Raw genomic sequence first — 16,351 nt, 5'->3', positions numbered from 1 at the left:
GAGGGGTGCCGCAGATGAAGAAAAAAGTGCTTATCGCCGAAGATTCCATACATATGCGCATGCTGCTGAAGGATATACTGTTGAGGAACGGCTACGAAGTCGCAGGCGAAGCCGAAAACGGTAGAGAGGCCGTGCGCCTGTACGACGAGCTCAAGCCCGATATCGTGACGCTCGACATTGCGATGCCGGATATGGGCGGCATCGCCGCGCTGAAAGAGATAAGAGGCGAACACCCCGAGGCGGTGGTCGTGATGGCGAGCACTATGAACCAGCAGACGCAGGTCATCGAGGCTATCCGCGCCGGAGCGGCGGATTTCTTCATAAAGCCGATGCAGGCCGAACGCGTAATCGAAGCGCTCGAAAGGGCCGTTAAATAAACTTTACATTGCAGCGCTGGAAAAATATGGTACAATGTACGGAGTTTAAATTTCGTGTCGCGTGGAATTAAATGTTTTCTTTAAAATAACTGTGGAGGTCAGAAGAAGCAAATGGCAGAGAAGGCGGCTGCGACAGTACCCGCGGTAAGCGTAGGAGAAACGGTGAGCGGAACGGTGGAACACGTTGCGCCCTACGGAGCGTTTGTGAGGCTTGAATCAGGGCAGAAGGCCATGGTCCATATCTCCGAGCTCTCTCAGAACTACGTGAAGAAAGTAGAGGACGTCCTCGATATAGGGCAGAAGGTCACAGCCAAGGTCATCAAGATCGACGATAAGGGCCGCATCGACCTCTCAATAAAAGCGCTGCAGGCAAGGGAGGTCCGCCAGCCGGCGCACCGCGAAGAGGACTTTGAAAAAAAGCTGACGAATTTCCTCAAATTCAGCGTTGAAAAAATGGCGGATCTGAACAGCAAAAACAAGGCGCAGCGCAGCGGCACGAAAAGAAGGACCGGCGGCCAGCAGGGGAAAAAATAAAGTGCCCGCCGGCGATCCAGAAAAAAAACTTAAGCCGGAAGAGATATCTCTTCCGGCTTTTTGGAGCGGCGTTAGCGAAAGCGACGTCGAATCCCTCGCAAAACAGATGAAGAAGAGAAAGTTCGACGCTTCCTCCGTGATCGCCGTAGCGAAGCGTTGCAAAAGCGGCTTTCCTCAGGTCATAGTTTCCTCTCCGCTCTCGCGCTCGGGCTCTCCCTTTCCGACCCTCTTTTGGCTAACATGCCCCTTCCTCGACCGTCGTTGCGGAGAGCTCGAAGCCGCGCGGCTGATAGCGGAGCTTGAAAAATTATTCGAGCGGACGCCCGAAGCGGTGAGAAAAATGCACAAAGATTACGCCGCGCTGCGCCTGCGCGCGGCCGGCGCCTCGCTCACGGCGCCGATGAGCAAGAAGGCTGTTGATGTGCTGTCGCGGCTCGGCGTCGGCGGCATAGACGCCTCCGTCGCGCCTAACGCCGTTAAGTGCCTGCACCTTCAGACCGCCACATGGCTCGGGATGGGGGAACATCCCGCGCGGCGTTGGCTTGCAGAAAAGCTCGGCGCGCTCGAATGCGGAGAGGCCCGCTGCTCTGCGAGGCCGAGAGGGCGTCCAAACGAGCGGCGCCCATAAAATTAATAGGACAGCAGCAAAACTGCCCTTCACCGCGCGGTGAAGGGCAGTTTTGCTTATTGCGAAAGGCACGCCCGACTACTTAGCGGCCTTTTTCTCGGTGATGTACTTGTCTATCGCCACTGCGGCGTCTTTGCCCGCGCCCATCGCGAGGATGACCGTCGCCGCGCCCGTCACGATGTCTCCGCCAGCGAAGACTCCTGGTACGGACGTCGCGCCCGTCTTCTCGTCGGCTTCGATGTAGCCCTTCTTGTTGAGCTTCAGCTCGGGGAACGTCGAAAGGAGGACCCTGTTCGCGCCCTGGCCGATCGCTTCGATGGCGCAGTCCGCTTCGATGAAGAAGTCGCTGCCCTCGACGGGAACGGGACGGCGGCGTCCAGAGGTGTCGGGTTCACCGAGCTCCATCTTTATGACCTTTACCCCCTTCAGCTTGCCCTCGCCGTCGTCGACGTATTCCGTCGGGTTCGTCAGCCAGTTGAAGATGATTCCCTCTTCGACCGCGTGGTGGTATTCTTCGATGCGTGCGGGGAGTTCGGCGAGCGAGCGGCGGTATACGATCGTGACTTCGTCGGCCCCGAGACGCTTTGCCGAACGCGCGGCGTCCATCGCGACGTTTCCGCCGCCGATTACGACGACTTTCTTCGCCTTTTTCGCCGGCGTGTCGAACTTCGGGAATTCATAGCCGTGCATGAGGTTGATTCTCGTGAGGTATTCGGACGCGGAGTAGACGCCGTTGAGCGTCGTGCCGGGAACACCCTGGAAGTGCGGGGCGCCGGCGCCGACGGCGATGTAACAGGCGTCGTATTCCCGCATTATCTCCTGCATCGTTATCGTCTTGCCGACCACAACGTCGGTCTCGACGTCGACGCCTAACTTCTGCATCGCTTCGATCTCCATCTTTACGATCTTCTTCGGAAGGCGGAATTCCGGAATGCCGTAGATGAGGACTCCGCCGGCGGCGTGCAGGGCTTCGAATATCTTTACCTCGTAGCCCATCTTGGCGAGGTCTCCAGCGACCGTGAGGCCGGAGGGGCCCGAGCCGACTACCGCGACCCTGCCCTTCTTTTCGCCGGCGTAGGCCTTAGGCGCAATATCCTTCTGTGCGTACTTCCAGTCGGCGACGAGGCGTTCGAGCTTTCCGATCGACACAGGCTCGTAATCCTTCATCTTGCCGACGGTGCAGAGCCCCTCGCACTGCGACTCCTGCGGGCAGACGCGGCCGCAGACTGCGGGAAGGTTCGTGTATTTGTCCATGATCTCGGCGGCGCCGGGCATGTCGCCCTCTCTGATGCATTTTATGAACGCCGGGATGTCTATCTTGACAGGGCAGCCGTTGATGCAGGGCTTAGTTTTGCACTGCAGGCAGCGCCCCGCCTCTATCTTGCCCTCTTCGAGCGTATAGCCTAGGCACACCTCTTCGAAGTTGCTTCTGCGTACCTGCGGATCCTGTTCCTTTATCGGCGTTTTCTGTTTGGAGAATGTTACAGCCATGTCTGTTCACCCACTTCAGCTTCAAATTTTTCCATCGAGATTTTTTCTTCGTCCTTATACTGGCGGAGGCGGCTCATAAACTCGTCCCAGTTGACCTTGTGCCCATCGAACTCGGGGCCGTCGACGCAGGCGAAGAATATCTTGCCGTCGACCGTTACGCGGCAGCAGCCGCACATCCCCGTACCGTCGACCATAAGCGGATTGAGCGACACCCAGATCGGCAGGCCGAGCTCTTTGGCGGCCTTCGTGCCGAACTTCATCATGATCGAGGGGCCGATGCACCAGCACCTGTCGACCTTGTCGCCGCGCTCGACTACCATCTTCATCGCCTCGGTGACTACGCCCCTCATCCCTTCGGAGCCGTCGTCCGTCGTTACGATAAGTTCGTCGGAATATTTGCGGCATTCGTCCTTCATGATGACGAGGCTCGACGTGCGCCCGCCGAGTATCGTGACGACCTTGTTGCCGGCCCCTTTCAGAGCTTTGATGATGGGGTAGAGCGCGGCTATCCCCACGCCGCCGCCGACCATCATGACGGTGCCGTAATTCTCTATCTCGCTCGGAGTTCCGAGAGGGCCGGAAATGTCCCTTAGGCAGTCGCCGGCGCTGAGGGTGGACATGGCGGCGGTCGTCTTGCCTACGACCTGGAAGATAAGGCGGATGAGCCCCTTATCCTTGTCGTAGTCGGCTATAGTGAGAGGGATTCTCTCGCCGTTGTCGTCGACCCGAAGGACGACGAACTGTCCGGCCTTCGCGTGAGCGGCGATGCGCGGCGCTTCGACCCAAAAGTCGAACTCTTTCGGCGCGAGCTTCTGCTTTGAAACTATTTTGAACATGATGTACCTCCTCTAAAAATATATGGGCATAGACGCCCATATCTCTCCCGTTCCGCAAACCGTTATTAAATTTAGCTCAATTTCGAAAATTATGCAATATTCATAGGCATAAATAGGCAAACCAACCATAAAAGAATTTTGTATTTTGTGGTATACTCCAAATTTTTTGCGCCAAACGCAAATATTTCTCTTAAAGGGTGACATTGTCACCGAACGGCGAAAAACTTCCAGTCATATTGATAATGCCGGCGCATTTCGTGCTGTATAATATCGGCAAAGGAGCGTGAAAGAAATGGATGTAAACGTTTATGTTTCAAAAAGCTGCCCATGGTGCAGGAAAGTGGAAGAACTTCTCGACGGTCTCGGGATAAAATACACGGCGATGGATATATCCGGCGACCGCGATGCGGCGATGGAGCTTGTAAAGAAAACGAAGACGATGGCCGTGCCCGTCACGAAGATCGGCGAAAAGTACATCGTCGGCTACCAGCCCGACGAGATCAAAGCCGCCCTCGGCATAAGCGGCTGAGGGCAAGGGACGCCATGAAAAAAATTTCCTTTTCCTTCGGCGCCTCTTTCGGAGGCAGCGCTCTGTCGTCCGAGGCGTTAAGGGAAAGATACGGCGCACGGCTGAGCGGCGCGATGGATTGGCTAAAGGGCACGCCGGCCGAAATACCGGGGCACGGATGGATGGCGCTGCCCGACTGCGGCGCGGGCGAGATCGAAAAAACCGCGAAATGGCTCTCAGGCTACGACAGCATAATACAGGTGGGCATCGGCGGCTCGGCGTTGGGGAATCTGATGCTCAACCAGGCGCTGCTCGGCGGCTTTTACAACGAAAGAACAAAAGGGCCGAAATTTTACCTCGCGGACAACCCCGACCCCGACAAAGCGCGTTCGATAATGGAGCTTGCGGGAAGCGGCCGCACGGCCCTCGTCGGCGTCAGCAAATCAGGCTCGACGGCCGAGACTATGGCGCAGTTCTTGTGGTTCCGCGAAGAACTGATCAAAAAAGGGCAGAACGACGAGGACCTCCTCGTCATAACGGACCCCGAGAAGGGGATATTCCGCGCCTTCGCGAAGGCCGCCGGCTGCCGCTCGATGGAGCTTCCGGCTTCCGTCGGAGGCCGCTATTCGGTGCTCTGCCCCGCGGGGCTGGCGACCGCCGCGGCCCTTGGGATAGACGTCGAAGCGCTGCTGCGCGGAGCGCGCGAAATGAGGAACTTCCTGACGGAGGAAAAGGATTTTGACAGGAATCCCGCTATGAAGGCCGCGGCGCTCCACATACTCCACGAAAGCGAAAAGAGAGAGATGTCCGTGATCATGCCCTATTCGTCGAAGATGGCCTACTTCGCCGAATGGTACGCCCAGCTGTGGGCCGAAAGCCTCGGCAAAAACGGCCTCGGCACGACGCCGGTGCGCGCATTGGGCGCGATAGACCAGCACTCGCAGGTACAGCTCTACACGGAGGGGCCGGACGACAAATTCTTCACCATCATCTGCTTTGGCGACCACGGCGGCGAGGTAGCGGTGCCGAAGGTCGAGCGAGAAGAACTGGCGCCGCTGAAATACCTCGAAGGGCAGGAAATAGGCGAGATGCTGAACCTTGAGGCGAAGAGCACGGCGGCAGCGATCGTCAAGAGCGGCAGGCCGCTGCTCTGGATAGAGATGGAGAGGCTCGACGCGGAAAGCCTCGGCGGGCTGATCTTCTTCTACGAATATTTGACGGCGCTGACGGGGCGCGCTATGGGGATAGACCCGTTCGACCAGCCCGGCGTGGAACAGGGCAAAAAATACACCTACGGGCTGATGGGAAGAAAGGGCTATGAAAAGGACGCGGAGGAAGTCCGCGAATGGTTTGAAAAAATAAGCGCGGAAAAGATATCCGTGAAATAAACGCGTCATTTCAAAAGCGCAGCGAAGCGGCGTCCGCTCAGGCAGGCGGACGCCGTGTTTTTTAGTCGGAAATTTTCAGCCTTATGAAGTCTCCGCTCAAATTCCAGCTTTTTTCAATGATGTTGTCCGTCTCTCCGCGCTGCTTCCACGGCAGCATATTTGCGATGCCGTAAGCGTCTACGATCGTAATGAAACGCTCTCCTCCGTCATTTATGTAAAGATAAACGCCCTCCGGCTGCTGCTTCGCCATTTGAGAAACCTCCGCTCTAAGAGATGTCCGCCGACTATTATAGCATCTACCGCTCGGCGCCGCAGACGCACGGAAGTGGCGCAGCAAGACAAAAGCTGAAGATAAAAATTCAGATGAAATTTGACAAACAAGAGAGGCAATGCTAATCTAATCAAGTTAGTTATTGCTAACTTAATTAATAGAGATGAAGAAGAATGTATTTCTATGGAGGCAAAATGCCGTGCAGGGCCTGGTGCAAAAAAGAGATTAACGCCTCTGCGGGCAGGGGAGAGCGAAATGGCAAAAACGAGTCGGCAGTACAAAGAGCTGTCCATTAAGGAGTTTACGAGAGCGGCGAGTAAATACGAGAGCGACAGCACCGGCGTTTATAAGCTGTGCAGACACGACTATCCCGATATCCTGGAAGAAATAGAGAAAGAGGATTTTCAAACGCTGCTGGACGCCGGCTGCGGCACGGCGCCTATGCTTTCGTTATTGAGTGAAAAATATCCGGACAGGCTTTATACCGGCATCGATCTGACTCCTACGATGATTGAAGCGGCGCGGGCCAAGCATCTTCCGAACGCTGAATTTGTAATAGGCGACTGTGAAGACCTCCCTTTCGCGGATAACAGCTTCAACGTGATTATTTGCTCTCAAAGTATGCACCACTATCCAAATCCGCAGGCTTTTTTCAACGGCGCCTTCAGATGTTTGAAGGCGGGGGGCCGGTTGATATTGAGAGAATTCACCTCAGATAACAGATTGATACAATGGTTCATCGCCCGTGTAGAAATGCCGCTCCTTAATCTTGCGGGATATGGCGATGTGAAAATGTACACCCCGAACGAGATAAAAGAGATGTGCCGCTTAGCCGGCTTTTCGGTGGAAAAACTTGAAAAAAGGAAAAGGATGAGGTTGCACTGCGTCGCCAGAAAACCCGGTCGATCATCTCCCGCCGAATGAAATCAGTTACGAATCTTCTATTTTCATGTTGAGCCGGAAGACCGTTGCATTCGTCCGCAATTATTATCTTTGCCTCATTTCAGGAATTTCTTTTATACGGCTTTGTCGGCGCAACGTATCTATTGAAAAGTTGCAGAAGGGCTTAGACGAATTATCGTCCGAGCTTGACAGCGCAACGATTATTTCATATACTGGTCGAGTTTTAGAATACGCTTGGTGCGGGCCTTAAAATCTTAAAATGTCTTTTGGCTGCCTGGCATACAGCGGAGGAGGAAAATCAAGATGTACGCAGTAATCGAACAGGGCGGAAAGCAATACAGGGTTGCCGAAGGCGACAAGTTCAGAGTGGAAAAGATTCACGCCGAAGAGGGCGCAAATGTCGAGTTTGACAAGGTCATTCTCCTCGGCAAAGACGACGGCGCGGTAATCGGAACGCCCTATGTTGAAGGAGCCAAGGTCACGGCGAAGATTCTTGAAAGCGGCAAGGAGGACAAGATCATCGTCTTCAAATACCGCAGAAAGAAAAACTATCGCAAGTTCCGCGGACACAGGCAGCAGTACACGCTCGTCCAGATCGAAGCGATCAACGCTTAGTTTTGCACAGGAGGATATTTTATTATGGCGCATAAAAAAGGTCAGGGCAGTTCTACAAACGGTCGCGACAGTCAGCCTAAATATCTCGGCGTCAAACGCGGAGACGGTTCGTTCGTAAACGCCGGGACGATCATCGTTCGTCAGCGCGGCACGAAGTTCCATCCGGGGCGGCACACGGGCCTCGGACGCGATTTCACGATATTCGCCCTCGTACCGGGCAGGGTCCGCTTCCAGACAAAGGCCGACCGCAAATATATAACCGTCGAGCCTCTCGTCGAGGCGCCGGCAGAGGTAGAATAAAAATAACGTTACGCTGGTTATATGATATCCATACTACTAACCGGCGGCGGGAAATTATCGGGGGCCCTTGAGGAGCCCCCTTTTTTTCGATGATCAGCGTCAAGAGGTGGACAAATGAAATTTGTTGATTCGCTGCGTATTTCCGTCAAAGCGGGGCGCGGCGGAAACGGTTGCATGAGCTTCCTGCGCGAGCGCTTCAAACCGTACGGCGGCCCCGACGGAGGGAACGGCGGGCGCGGCGGAAGCGTCATATTCGAAGCGACGAACAGCCTCCAGACGCTCGCGGACCTCGAATATATGCACCATATAAAGGGCGAAAACGGAGGGCACGGCAGCGGGGCGGCGAAGAACGGACGGGCGGGCGAAGACAAGGTCGTCTACGTGCCCTGCGGCACTCTGATATACGACGCTGAAACCGGCGAAGGCTGCGCGGATCTCGTGGAGCCCCGCGACCGCTTCGTTGCGGCGCGCGGCGGACGCGGCGGACGCGGCAACAGATACTTCGCGAGCTCAAAGCGCAAAGCGCCGCGCTTCTGCGAGATGGGCGAGATGGGCGAGGAGATGCTGCTTCGCCTTGAGCTGCGTCTTATAGCGGACGTCGGGCTCGTAGGGCTTCCAAACGCCGGCAAGTCGAGCATCCTCGCTGCGATTTCAAACGCTCAGCCGAAGATCGCGGACTATCCCTTCACGACGTTGTCGCCTAACCTCGGGGTATTGGACACCGGCGACGAAAACATCGTGATAGCGGATCTGCCGGGGCTTATCGAGGGCGCGCACGAGAACAGGGGGCTCGGGCTCGAATTCCTGCGCCACGTTGAAAGGACGCGGCTGCTCGTGCACGTTTTGAGCCTTGAAAGCGGCGATTATGATAAAATAATCAATGATTTTGAAATAATCCGCGAGGAAATGAGGAAATACGACGGCGCCCTTGACAAGCGTCCGTTCTTAGTGGCGGCGAACAAGTCTGACGAGGTCGGCGAAGAAAACGCCGAAGAGCTCTTCGATAGGCTCTCCCGATACCTCGCGAAAGCCGGAGCGAAGATGATCGTCACAAGCGCGCTGACCGAAGAGGGCATACCGGCCGCGGCGGAGGAGATAGTAAAATTTGTGAAGAGCAACCCGCGCCCGCACAGCGGCGTGAGGCTCTTCGCAATAGAAGAAAAAGCGCCCCAAACCACGCCGAACAGGAAGCGCGCAAAAATACAGATCATAGCGATGCACGGAGGCGGCTACAGGATTCTGCACAGGCAGCTGGAAAACTTCGCCGAGCGCTGCGACTTCACACAGGAGGAGAGCCTCGCGCGCTTTACGCGCATGCTTCGTAAGTACAAGGTAGAAGAGCTGCTGGAGGCCGCAGGCGCGGTTTCGGGCGACAGCGTGAGCATCGGATACAAGGAATTCAATTTCTACCCGGACTACTATCCGGAGGATGACGAAGAAGATACAGGATATGCGAACGGCGAAGGGGATATCGGGCCTTCCGACGGAGATTCGCAGACGGCGAGCAGGCTTGACGCCTGAAAGGCCGCGCCCGGAAGATACAAGATAAAGTGGAGCGTAGTGTGATGGCAGAAAGACGCAAAATAGGAATCATGGGGGGCACCTTTGATCCGATACATAACGGTCACCTCCTCGCCGCCGACGAGGCCCATGCGGCGCTGGGGCTTTCCGAGGTGATATTCGTTCCTACCGGACAGCCTCCACACAAAGGAAAGCAGCATGTAACGTCGGCAGAAGACCGCTATATAATGGCCGAACTCGCCACTGTAAACTGCCCATACTTCAGCGTATCACGAGTGGAGATCGACCGCGCGGGAAAGAGCTACACCATCGATACGCTCCGCACGCTGCGCGCGATGCCGGAGTACGAGGGCGTGCTCTTCTATTTTATAACGGGGCTCGACGCGGTGCTCGACATAGTCTCATGGAAAAATCCCGAGGAAATAATGCAGCTCTGCCGCTTTGTAGCCGTCAGCCGCTACGGCTACACGCACAAAAGGATGGAAGAGCTGCCGCAGGATCTCCGCGAGAGGATAATACCGCTGGAGATTCCGCTTCTCGCGATCTCCAGCACCGAGCTGCGCGAACGCATAAAGACCGGCAGGAGCATCAAATTCATGGTGCCTACCGCGGTCGAGCGCTTTATCAGAAAAAAATCTCTCTATATAAATTAGACGGGGGAGTCTTTGGTGAAAAAACCTATGAGCTTGTTTTTAATCGTCCTCTGCGGCCTTCTTGCGTTAGGCGGGGGAGCCGCCGCGAGAATCTATTTCGCGTGGCACTCCACAAAGGACGATATAATGACCGCTTTCGAAAACGAAACGAAGAAAAAGGAAGACTTAAGCTACTCTGAGCTTTTCAAGCAGCAGGGAAAATTCAACATATTGCTGATGGGGGAGGATAACGTCGAAGGCTCGAGGCGCTCAGACACCATTTTGTTCATAGCGATAGACATAGACGACAAAGACCTGCGCGTGATATCGCTGCCGCGCGACACAAGAGTGCAGATTCCACATCACGGCACGCAGAAGCTGAACCATGCGTTCGCGTACGGCGGCCCGGACCTGATGAAGGCGACGGTGGAAAAATATCTGGAAGAGCCGATTCTTTACTACGTCGTAGTAGACTACGACAGCTTCCCCGAATTTGTGGACATGCTCGGCGGCGTGGAGATCGACATTCAGAAGAGGATGCGCTACGTGGACAGGGCCGGCAAGCTCGACATAAACTTCCAGCCGGGCAAGCAGCTGCTCGACGGGAGGGCGGCGTTGAACTACGTCCGCTTCCGGAAGGACGCGCTCGGGGATATCGGACGCATACAGCGCCAGCAGCAGTTCATCAAGGCCGTCATCAAAAAGGCCTACGATCCGCGCGTGATAATAAAATTTCCTGAGCTCGCCTCTCAGGCGATGAAGATCTTCAGATCCGACATGTCGCCGACTCTGGCCGTCCAGCTCGCCGGCTTTATCCAGAACGAGCTCGGCCGCGAAAGGATGTTCTTCTCGGTGCTTCCGGGGGAGCCTGTCATGATCGATAATCTGAGCTACTGGAAGGGCGACTTGGACGCGGCCAAGGCCTTTCTCAACGCCTCGATAGACGCGCTTGTCTCGGGCGACGTGACCGAAGGCAACGGCAGGAACGCAAGGCAGGTAGATTTCTCGACGGCCGGAGACGATATATCCTCCGACGGCGCCGAAAGCGCGGTAGGAGCATCAGGAGATTCTTCGCCGTCAAAAAAGAGGGCCGACAGGAAGCCGGAGAGAGAGGATATAATAAGCCTTGTAAAGTCGATGCCCGAGGCCGTGGCGGTGCTCAACGGAGTGGGGAAGTCCGGCGTCGGCTCCGAAGTCGCGACTCGCCTTCAGCAGCTCGGCGTAGACGTAGTGCACTCCGGCAACGCCAAGCATTTCGACTACCGCTATTCCTGCGTCGTGTATCCGACGAACGCGGGCGAGGGAGTCAAGACGAGCGCCAAAAAACTCGGCGAACTGCTCGATATCCCGAAAAACCTCGTGCGTCCGAGCAAGCAGGCCTTTTACGCGTCGATAATAGCGGGGCACGACTACGAAAGACTGGTAAGACTGCTCGATAATATGTTAAGCATAACGAACGGCAATCAATAGTGAGAACGGAGAGTGATAAACGCAATGTCGGAAGAGGAAAAAAATTTCTGCGCGCCTTACACGAAACTGATAAATGCGCTCCTTGACAAGCACGCCGTCGAAGTCAGCGCGCACGACCTAAGCGAGGTATCTGGATTTGCCGACGTCTTTATCGTCGCGGTCGCGCGCTCCGAACTCAACGCGAAAACGCTGAAGGATACCACGAAGGACGCGCTCGACGAAATGGGAATCGGCTACCGCGTCGAAGGAGAGACGAGCACAAGATGGACTCTTATAGACGCCGGGGATCTCATTGTAAATATATTGAGCCGCGAAGGACGCGACTTTTACAGACTGGACTCTCTCTGGGGAGACGCGCCTACGGAAAAATTCAAAGATAAGGACGAATGACGGATGGAATGTATATTCTGCAGGCTTGACGACTACGCGCTTGAAAACGATCTGGCGTACGCGGTATTCGACGCTATGCCGGTGAACGAGGGGCATATGCTGATAATCCCGAAAAGGCACGTGCAGAACTATTTCGATCTGAAGCCGGAAGAGGAAGCGGCGATGCTCGAGCTACTCCACAAGGGAAAGAAACTGATCGAAGAAAAATACAGTCCCGACGGCTACAACTTCGGCGTCAACTGCAACAGCTGCGCCGGGCAGTCCGTGATGCACGCGCATATGCATTTGATTCCCAGATACAGGGGCGACAGCGAAGCGCCGCTCGGCGGGGTGCGCGGCGTGATACCCGAAAAGATGGGGTATATAGTCAAAAAGTAAAAAACCTCTAAGGCTTGCACGGCCCGGTGCCGCTTCAAAGCGCCTGGCCGTTTTTGTATCTTCCGCGCCCGCGCGAGCGTTACAAACGCCGGGCGCGCATATAAAATTATGCTGTAGGAAGCTGAATCTGCCGAAGGAGCCGCGCCGCCGCACCATCAGCCGCTCTGACGTCAGATAATTCTATCGCCGGAGGCGGAAGATAAATGAAGATAGCTGTAGCAGGCATAGGAGGAATAGGCGGGATACTCGGCGGAGCCCTCGCAAAGAGCGGCGCGGACGCCTACTTTTATGTCCGCGGGGAAAACCTTAAAGCGATACGCAATGGCGGCCTGAAGGTGGATTCGATAACGCTGGGCAGTTTTATCGCGCGTCCTAAAGCCGCTTCTGATAATGCGGAAGAGCTTGGAGCGATGGACGCGGTATTTGTCTGCTGCAAAGGCTACGCCCTTGAAGCGATGTGCCGCGGCATAGCTCCGATGATCGAAAGCGACACGATTGTCGTGCCTCTGTTGAACGGAGTCGAGATATCCGGGTTCATGCGCCCCATTCTGCCGAGCTGTATACTTGCGGACGGAATCATCTGGGTTTTCAGCCATATCGAAGAACCGGGGCACGTTGTGCAGAACTACGGGAAGTGCAAGATAATCTTCGGCATGAGCGACGGAAGCAGGCCGGAAAAGCTCGGCGAGCTGGCCTCGGCGCTCGACGGCGCCGGCATAGATACGCAGATATCCGATGACATCGCGCTCGACAGCTGGAAAAAATATCTCTCGATGTGCGGCAACAGCGTCGTTCTATGCTATTACGGCGGCAACGTCGGCGAAGTGCGCGGACACGAAGGCTACAAAAAAGTCCTGCGTTCAGTCGCGGAAGAGATCGTGACGGTCGCTAGGGCCAAAGGCTCCGAAATGCCGGTAGAATACGTCGATAAGTTTGTAGAGGGATTTTCAAAGCTCGCGCCGGAAACGATAAATTCGCTGTACAGAGACCTGACGAGCGGCAAACCGGCGGATAAGACGGAGCTCAGGCACATCATCGGGAGGATGGTGGAGTTCGGACGCCAGACCGGCGTGCCGACGCCGTATCACGAGGCAGTCTATAAGCGCTTCGCGAAATAGTAACGTGCACCGCGCCGCACTTTAGCTTTTCAGCTATAAATCCAGCCGGGGAAGTGGCTGCGGCAGATTTAATATAATGTCCTATAATTTATCTTATGTTATGTAAAATCTGCTGACAAAAATCAGCATGCCGATATTGGCGGTTTTTAGGAATTTATCGAGCTTCCTATAACATTCCTATATGTTATACAACATTACAAAAAAAGAGTAAAAGACAGCGACCATGGGAATATATTTTTAGCTTTCAATACCATGGCCTTACAGTCCATACCTTAAGCTCAAAATAAGCTCAAAATGCGTATCGAGTATAGACTGTAAGGCCATGGTAAATAAGCAAAAAAGCAAGTCTGTGGTTGGATTTTTACGTCTTTTACAAAAGCCATCTCCATACAAAAAAATAACGGCCTCTGTTATTTTACAGCACAGAGGCCGTTATTTTTCGCTTATCTATTCAGAGACGTCAGCAAGCCTGTCTTTAATAACGTTATTTGATAAACTTCTCCCAGTAGCCTGTCGCTAAGATTATCAGAACTATAAAGGGCGCAATGTAGGTCAGGTAAAAGCGCAGAAACGACGGGACCTTCAGGCCGGCGCCCATGTCCGCTTCCTCTATGAATTTCTCCCAGCCCCAGCCGTAGCGCGTTACGCAGAAAAGCAGATAGATGAGAGCCCCTATCGGCAGCAGATTGTTGCTGACGATGAAGTCTTCGAGGTCGAGCACCATCGAGCCTTCGCCGAAGGGCTGGAAGCCTGACCAGATGTTGAAGCCGAAGGCGCACGGCAGCGCGAGCAGGAAGACGGATATCCCCGTGACGACTGCGGCCTTGCCCCGCTCCCAGCCGAAGTTGTCCATATAGCCTGCTAAGATATTTTCAAAGACCGCTATGACGGTCGAAAGCGCGGCGAAGCTCATGAATAGGAAGAAGAGCGCGCTCCAGAAGCGTCCCTGCGGCAGATGATTGAACATATTCGGCAGTGTCACGAATATCAGGCCCGGCCCAGCGCCTGGGTTGATGCCGTAGGCAAAGCATGCCGGGAATATGATGAGCCCCGCGGTGATCGCCACTGCCGTGTCCAGCGCCGTGACTATCATCGACTCGCCCACCAGCGAGCGGTCGCGCCCGATGTAGCTGCCGAAGATCGCCATGCTCCCGATGCCGATGCTCAGCGTGAAGAAGGCTTGTCCCATCGCCGCGTAGACGCTTGTCCATATGCCGTGCTCGACGAGATGCCCGAAATCGGGCTTCAGGTAGAACTCCAGCCCTTTAGCGGCTCCGGGCAGCGTTACAGAGCGCAGTACCAGCGCGAACATTATCGCAAGCAACCCGCACATCATGACCTTCGTCACGCGCTCGACGCCGCCGCGCAGCCCCGAGAAACATACGGCGGCGCCTATCAATACCGCGAGCGCGAGCCAGAAAGCCAGAGCGCCGGGAGAGGATAGCAGCGCGCCGAACGCTCCGCCGACTTCGTCGGGTGAAAGCCCCGTCATGCGTCCAGAAGCCGAATACCACGTATAGGCGAGCATCCATCCGGTAACGACCGTATAAAACATCATCAAAACGTAGTTGCCCGCCCACGCCACGTAGCCCCACAGCGACCATACTCCGTGCTGAGGACAAAGAGCCGTGAAGGACTTTACTATGCTCTTCTGAGAGGCGCGCCCTACCGCGAACTCCATCACCATTATCGGCATCGCCAGCAGAAGCAGGAAAAGAATATACATCAGCACGAACGCCGCGCCGCCGTACTGCCCTGTGATAAAGGGGAAACGCCACACGTTCCCCAGCCCTATAGCGCAGCCTGCCGAGAGGAATATAAACCCTATTCTGCTTCCCAGCGATTCACGCTTTCTTTCTCCCACAAGAAGTCCCCCGTTCATAGTGTGAATATTTCCCATATCTGGGATTTTGAACTTCAACCATGCTATTTTACCATTACATGGCTGATAAACAAATAACGGCCCCTGCGCGACGGGCGGCAGGAGCCGCATAGGTTTTACTTATCCGCTTTTAATTATAATTAATCTGAAATAGGAGCGCGGCACATTTGGCTTCGTCTGCGGGACTACAACGCGTTCCTGACTATCTCGATGAATACTTCCGGCTTGAGCGACGCGCCGCCTACAAGCACGCCGTCTACGTCCGGCTGCGACATGATGCCCTTCGTGTTCTCCGGCTTCACGCTGCCGCCGTACAATATTATCAGCATCTCGGCGGCCTCGGAGCCAAAGCTCTCGTCGGCGAGCCTACGTATATATCTGCAGACTTCTTCGGCGTCGCCGGCGCTTGCCGTCTTGCCTGTGCCGATCGCCCACACCGGTTCATAGGCGATTATAACTTTTTCGGCGACCGTCCCAGCGTCGACGCCCTTCAGTCCTTCGACGAACTGCGTCCTAATCACCTCGAAGGCCTTGTTGGCTTCGCGCTCTTCGAGAGTTTCTCCTACGCAGAGCACAGCGCTGAGGCCGCCTTCGAGTGCCGCGTGCATCTTCTTGTTGAGCTCTTCGTCGGTCTCGCGGAATATGTGGCGCCTCTCGCTGTGTCCGACGAGCGTATGCGTGGCGCCTATTTCGGCGATCATCGGCACCGAAGTTTCTCCGGTAAACGCGCCTTTGGGCTCCCAGTGGCAGTTCTCCGCCCCTATTATCAGAGGTGTATCCTTGCTTTCGCCGACGGCTGTAAGCAGGGATACCGCCGGGACGAAGAAGGCTACCTCTTCGCGCCCTTCCGCGATCGCCTTTTCGACTTCCGGTGAGCCCTTCAGCTCGGCGGCGAATTTACCGAAGAATTCTTTCGTCGCGGCCGGCCCGTTGTGCATCTTCCAGTTTCCGGCGATAAATTTTCTGCGCATTTTATCGACTCTCCTTTGTAATATTATCAAAAATATACGACTTGCAGCGAGATGATATAACGCTATCTATATTATATGACATTACTGAAAATATAATAAAGGGGCGGACAAGCCCGCCCTTTTAACGCAACGCTCGAT

The 16,351-nt window shown here is 55.2% G+C and carries 19 protein-coding genes; 14 read left to right on the top strand and 5 right to left on the bottom strand.

Features of this window, described 5'->3' with window-relative positions:
- Positions 1–14: 14 nt before the first annotated feature.
- From EH55_RS06010 to EH55_RS06000, 3 genes are all read left to right on the top strand, one after another.
- On the top strand, positions 15–377 hold the full coding sequence (locus EH55_RS06010) for a response regulator (RefSeq protein ID WP_037975698.1): 363 nt from the start codon (positions 15–17) through the stop codon (positions 375–377).
- A gap of 111 nt (positions 378–488) precedes the next feature.
- Positions 489–911: a S1 RNA-binding domain-containing protein gene (locus EH55_RS06005; protein ID WP_037975696.1), complete on the top strand. Its 423-nt coding sequence runs from the start codon at positions 489–491 to the stop codon at positions 909–911.
- 1 nt (position 912) lies between these two features.
- The gene (locus EH55_RS06000) at positions 913–1,539 is read left to right on the top strand and encodes a DUF501 domain-containing protein (protein ID WP_051682691.1); all 627 of its coding nucleotides are present in this window, start codon (positions 913–915) and stop codon (positions 1,537–1,539) included.
- 78 nt (positions 1,540–1,617) lie between these two features.
- Here the strand turns inward: EH55_RS06000 and gltA are convergent, their stop codons facing one another.
- Together gltA and EH55_RS05990 are read right to left on the bottom strand one after the other, a co-directional pair.
- Positions 1,618–3,030 (bottom strand): NADPH-dependent glutamate synthase, encoded by a 1,413-nt coding sequence (gene gltA / locus EH55_RS05995; RefSeq protein ID WP_037975694.1) that lies wholly within the window; start codon positions 3,028–3,030, stop codon positions 1,618–1,620.
- Positions 3,021–3,866 carry a sulfide/dihydroorotate dehydrogenase-like FAD/NAD-binding protein gene (locus EH55_RS05990; protein ID WP_037975693.1) on the bottom strand — a complete coding sequence of 282 codons (846 nt, stop codon included), beginning with the start codon at positions 3,864–3,866 and terminating at the stop codon, positions 3,021–3,023. The genes gltA and EH55_RS05990 overlap by 10 nt, the downstream gene beginning before the upstream one ends.
- Before the next feature lie 292 nt (positions 3,867–4,158).
- On the opposite strand from EH55_RS05990, the gene EH55_RS05985 reads away from it, so the two are divergent.
- Positions 4,159–4,395 (top strand): glutaredoxin family protein, encoded by a 237-nt coding sequence (locus EH55_RS05985; RefSeq protein ID WP_037975691.1) that lies wholly within the window; start codon positions 4,159–4,161, stop codon positions 4,393–4,395.
- 14 nt (positions 4,396–4,409) lie between these two features.
- Complete coding sequence (locus tag EH55_RS05980; protein ID WP_037975689.1) at positions 4,410–5,762, top strand: glucose-6-phosphate isomerase; 1,353 nt, start codon at positions 4,410–4,412, stop codon at positions 5,760–5,762.
- 61 nt (positions 5,763–5,823) lie between these two features.
- Here EH55_RS05980 and EH55_RS05975 read toward each other — a convergent pair whose 3' ends face one another.
- Entirely contained in the window at positions 5,824–6,012 is a 189-nt protein-coding gene (locus tag EH55_RS05975) for a hypothetical protein (RefSeq protein WP_037975687.1), read from the bottom strand.
- Positions 6,013–6,216: 204 nt separating this feature from the next.
- Here EH55_RS05975 and EH55_RS05970 point away from each other — a divergent pair, with 204 nt between their 5' ends.
- The 9 genes from EH55_RS05970 (at position 6,217) to EH55_RS05930 (ending at position 13,360) form a co-directional block, all read left to right on the top strand.
- Positions 6,217–6,957, top strand: a complete 741-nt coding sequence (locus EH55_RS05970) for a class I SAM-dependent methyltransferase (protein ID WP_201769347.1) — start codon at positions 6,217–6,219, stop codon at positions 6,955–6,957.
- A gap of 282 nt (positions 6,958–7,239) precedes the next feature.
- Positions 7,240–7,551, top strand: coding sequence for a 50S ribosomal protein L21 (rplU, locus tag EH55_RS05965; protein ID WP_037975683.1), 312 nt, complete (start codon positions 7,240–7,242; stop codon positions 7,549–7,551).
- A 24-nt stretch (positions 7,552–7,575) separates the two neighbouring features.
- Entirely contained in the window at positions 7,576–7,851 is a 276-nt protein-coding gene (gene rpmA / locus EH55_RS05960) for a 50S ribosomal protein L27 (RefSeq protein ID WP_037975681.1), read from the top strand.
- 114 nt (positions 7,852–7,965) lie between these two features.
- The gene (gene obgE / locus EH55_RS05955; protein ID WP_037975679.1) at positions 7,966–9,372 is read left to right on the top strand and encodes a GTPase ObgE; all 1,407 of its coding nucleotides are present in this window, start codon (positions 7,966–7,968) and stop codon (positions 9,370–9,372) included.
- Positions 9,373–9,416: 44 nt separating this feature from the next.
- The gene (gene nadD, locus EH55_RS05950) at positions 9,417–10,025 is read left to right on the top strand and encodes a nicotinate-nucleotide adenylyltransferase (protein ID WP_037975676.1); all 609 of its coding nucleotides are present in this window, start codon (positions 9,417–9,419) and stop codon (positions 10,023–10,025) included.
- Positions 10,026–10,040: 15 nt separating this feature from the next.
- Positions 10,041–11,474: an LCP family protein gene (locus EH55_RS05945; RefSeq protein ID WP_051682690.1), complete on the top strand. Its 1,434-nt coding sequence runs from the start codon at positions 10,041–10,043 to the stop codon at positions 11,472–11,474.
- Between the two features lie 24 nt (positions 11,475–11,498).
- Positions 11,499–11,864 carry a ribosome silencing factor gene (rsfS, locus tag EH55_RS05940; protein WP_037975673.1) on the top strand — a complete coding sequence of 122 codons (366 nt, stop codon included), beginning with the start codon at positions 11,499–11,501 and terminating at the stop codon, positions 11,862–11,864.
- Positions 11,865–11,867: 3 nt separating this feature from the next.
- A complete protein-coding gene (locus tag EH55_RS05935) occupies positions 11,868–12,242 on the top strand; it encodes an HIT family protein (protein ID WP_037975671.1) in 375 nt (124 codons plus the stop codon).
- Positions 12,243–12,445: 203 nt separating this feature from the next.
- Positions 12,446–13,360 carry a ketopantoate reductase family protein gene (locus EH55_RS05930; RefSeq protein WP_037975669.1) on the top strand — a complete coding sequence of 305 codons (915 nt, stop codon included), beginning with the start codon at positions 12,446–12,448 and terminating at the stop codon, positions 13,358–13,360.
- A 484-nt stretch (positions 13,361–13,844) separates the two neighbouring features.
- Here the strand turns inward: EH55_RS05930 and EH55_RS05925 are convergent, their stop codons facing one another.
- Both EH55_RS05925 and tpiA read right to left on the bottom strand, forming a co-directional pair.
- Positions 13,845–15,224, bottom strand: coding sequence for a sodium-dependent transporter (locus EH55_RS05925; RefSeq protein ID WP_435593969.1), 1,380 nt, complete (start codon positions 15,222–15,224; stop codon positions 13,845–13,847).
- Positions 15,225–15,427: 203 nt separating this feature from the next.
- Positions 15,428–16,213 carry a triose-phosphate isomerase gene (gene tpiA / locus EH55_RS05920; RefSeq protein WP_037975665.1) on the bottom strand — a complete coding sequence of 262 codons (786 nt, stop codon included), beginning with the start codon at positions 16,211–16,213 and terminating at the stop codon, positions 15,428–15,430.
- Positions 16,214–16,351: the final 138 nt, after the last annotated feature.

The sequence above is a fragment of the Synergistes jonesii genome, assembly GCF_000712295.1.
Taxonomy (GTDB): domain Bacteria; phylum Synergistota; class Synergistia; order Synergistales; family Synergistaceae; genus Synergistes; species Synergistes jonesii.
This window is presented reverse-complemented; position numbering and strand designations above follow the sequence as displayed.